Origin of the sequence: Flavobacterium sp. (genome assembly GCF_036515215.1) — a bacterium.
GTDB lineage: Bacteria > Bacteroidota > Bacteroidia > Flavobacteriales > Flavobacteriaceae > Flavobacterium.
The window spans coordinates 1-3,146 of the sequence record NZ_DATBVQ010000115.1 but is presented as its reverse complement, the minus strand read 5'-3'; the positions used below and the strand labels follow the sequence as shown (position 1 = coordinate 3,146).

The 3,146-nt window shown below is 38.2% G+C and carries 2 protein-coding genes; both read right to left on the bottom strand.

The genetic code is table 11. The features are described 5' to 3' along the window. Positions 1–86: 86 nt before the first annotated feature. Positions 87–764 (bottom strand): DUF6629 family protein, encoded by a 678-nt coding sequence (locus tag VIH09_RS07945; RefSeq protein WP_331579661.1) that lies wholly within the window; start codon positions 762–764, stop codon positions 87–89. Positions 765–922: 158 nt separating this feature from the next. Continuing rightward, entirely contained in the window at positions 923–2,833 is a 1,911-nt protein-coding gene (locus tag VIH09_RS07940; protein ID WP_331579659.1) for a cation-translocating P-type ATPase, read from the bottom strand. Positions 2,834–3,146: the final 313 nt, after the last annotated feature.

The following is a 3,146-nucleotide window of genomic DNA, read 5'->3' as shown; positions in this document are numbered from 1 at the left end:
ATGAAATATCACGCAAAAGCAGAAATTAAATATCGTTGTTTTACATCGTGGATAAATTCTAAATCTGCGGCTGTACAATTGAAAATTTAACCATTTATATTTAGTTTCAGATTGCTATTTACATTTGTACCGTCCATTTGTTTAATGAGAAAGTATACCATTATGCTAATGATCGATGCGAAAAAGCACCAAACTGATATGACGTAATCCGCATAAAAAAAAGCTGTAATTAAATACGATATAAATATAATTACCCCTAATATCCACATCCGTCTGATACTTGAAAATAATGTCGGTCCAATTGTAGCGATGATATAAAGAAGGTCTCCATAATTGCCAAATCGAATCGGATAGTTTTGCAGATAGGAAATATGGGCCCCGATTATTTTTGCCTCCACATCGTACGAAATTAAGCAGTAGGCAAGATAAAAAGAGACTAACATCCCAATTCCCAAGATTATTTTTAGAATTATTTTATGTTTTTCCTCTTTTTCAAGCATTAATAATGAAAAAGGAATCAAAAGAGGCCAAACTACTTGCGCCAAAAACAAGAAAATATAGGTTGCCAGTTCTTGCAACGGATAATATGTGGAACTTGTCAAAGAAAACCAAATGAGACCTTCAGCAAATTGCTGAACGCAAAATAAAAGTGGAACACTAGCGAAATATATTTGCTCAGGTTTATCTACTTTTTTGATTGTTGCAATACTTATTGCAGAAAGAATAATACCTGCTCCGAAACTTGCAGTAGCTGAAAAACACATGGTTCAAGTATTAGAATTATTATTAGCCCTCCATTAAAGGTAAGAACAAAATAAAAAAATCTTACAGGAATCGCCAGTATTCGCCAGTATTGTAAGTCTTTTAGTATCCTTATTAGGGTTTTCGACTTCAGTTTCAGTTCAAATAGCAATTGAGACTTTTAATCAATTCCTGCATTATAAACGTCATTCTCATATTTCATTAAATTTAAGCTCAGCAAAATGACAATCAAAGTGACACCAACATCCGCAGCGATGGCAAAAACCAAATTGCTGTAGCCCATAAATGCCAAGGTGATAAAAACGATTTTAACTCCAATAGCTCCAATGGTGTTGAATTTTATTCTCGCCAAAGTTTTTTTGCTAAGGCGAATCAGAAATGGGATAAGGGAGAGTTTGTCGTTCATCAAGGCAATATTGGCAGTTTCTATTGCCGTATCGCTACCAGCGGCACCCATCGCTATTCCCACAGTACTTAACGCTAGTGCCGGGGCATCGTTTATTCCGTCTCCCACCATAGCTACACGGCCATATTCTTGCAATAGTTCTTTTACTTTTTCTGACTTGTCTTCCGGAAGCAAACCTCCAAATACGTTTTCTATTCCTACTTGCCGTGCCACATATTGGGCCGCTTTTTTGCCGTCACCGGTTAGCATTATTAATTTAATGTTGAGTTTCTGCAACTCTTTTATTGCGGTTATACTGTCGGGTTTAATCTCATCCGTCAAACCAATGATACCCGCAACTTCTTTACCAAAACTGATCACTATGCTTGTTTTTCCTTCTGCGGCAAGTTGTTCCACTATTTTTTCAGCCTTGTCATTGACCTCATGATACTCTTTGATAAAATCAAGTTTGCCTACATAGACGGTTTTGTCTTTACAAACTAAACATTTCGCGATAGCCCCCTTTCCCATGATACTTTTGAATGCTTCCGCTTTGTGTGGTTCGAAACCTTCTTTTCTGCTGGCAGTGACAATTGCTTGTGCTAACGGATGTTCAGAAAACAGCTCAGTTCCGGCCGTACATGCCAGCAACTCTTCTCGAGTGGTTCCGTTTAACGGGAACACGTCAGAAACGACCGGGTTGCCATACGTAATCGTTCTGGTTTTGTCTAATGCGATGGCCTTTACTCTTGCCATGGACTCGACATATTTCCCTCCTTTTATTAGTGCTCCTTTTGCAGAAGCATTACCGATAGCGGCGTAGATTGCAACGGGAGTGGAGATAACCAGAGCGCATGGACAGGCAATCACCAAAAGCGTAATTGCTTGGTTTAGCCAAATGTCAAAATTTAAGTGCAAAATGAAAACAGGTATTGCGAATACAAGGACTGCCATGGCAATAATCGTCGGGGTATAAAATTTTGAAAACCGCTGGATGAATTTTTGGGTATCGCTTTTAGATGCGGCTGCTTCAAAGGTGAGTCGGATAATTTTTGAAAATGTGGTGTCATTGGAAATTTTAGTGGTCTTCATTTCAATGAAACTATTTTTATTGAGCGTTCCTGCAAATAAGTAGTCACCGGGATGCTTGTCCTTTGGAATGGGCTCGCCGGTAATTGCCGCTTCATCAACAGTGGTTTCACCCGAAATTATTTTGCCGTCTAGCGGAATCATTTCCCCGGGTTTGACCTGAACGATTGTCCCAACGGGAATTTTGTTTATCTGTATGTTTTTGTTTTCCTCCTTTACAAAAGCCATTTTTGGGGCAATGCTTACCAATCTATCCAATGCCGATTTAGAATTTTCAAGACCGATATCTTCCAGCCGCTCCCCCAAGACATAGAGAACAATCACTACGGCGGCCTCTGGATATTCACCCAAATAGAAAGCGGCAACTACGGCGATGGTCATCAAGAGATTAATGCTGCTGAAGTTAAGTTTAAATATGGCTTTTATCCCATCCATCAAAACCTCGTGACCAATGCCAATAATGAAAAAGGCAAAAACAAAAGGTCCGTATGGCATGGGAATGTGAATACCAATAATGGATAAAATTTCTAGGACTACAACAATCGAAATTGAGAGAAGTAAAACGAGAAATTTTTGGTCTTTGATGGGCAGTGTCATAAAATTACTTTTTTTGGTTTATTATTTTTTCCAACATTCAAGATCTGCAATGCCTCCAGTGAAAAAAGGGGCAATAAAACCAGGGAATCCATATTTTTCCTCTTTCTTTAACTATTGGGATGGATTTAGTGAGCCTTAATTTTATTGTGCTGCTAATTTAAGTAATATTTTTGTTCAAAAAAGAAACATAGGTTCTATCCGACTTTGTATGGATTGATACAGCTGCGAAAATTCAGATTGATATGCATGAAATGCGGTCCCCATTATTTGACATTAATGTAGTGCAGTTTGTCAAAAACTTTGCGAACTTTGC

Bases quoted from the DNA above. Each gene is read 5' to 3' on its own strand.
- VIH09_RS07945 (WP_331579661.1), bottom strand. From the start codon at position 764: ATGTGTTTTTCAGCTACTGCAAGTTTCGGAGCAGGTATTATTCTTTCT.
- VIH09_RS07940 (WP_331579659.1), bottom strand. From the start codon at position 2,833: ATGACACTGCCCATCAAAGACCAAAAATTTCTCGTTTTACTTCTCTCA.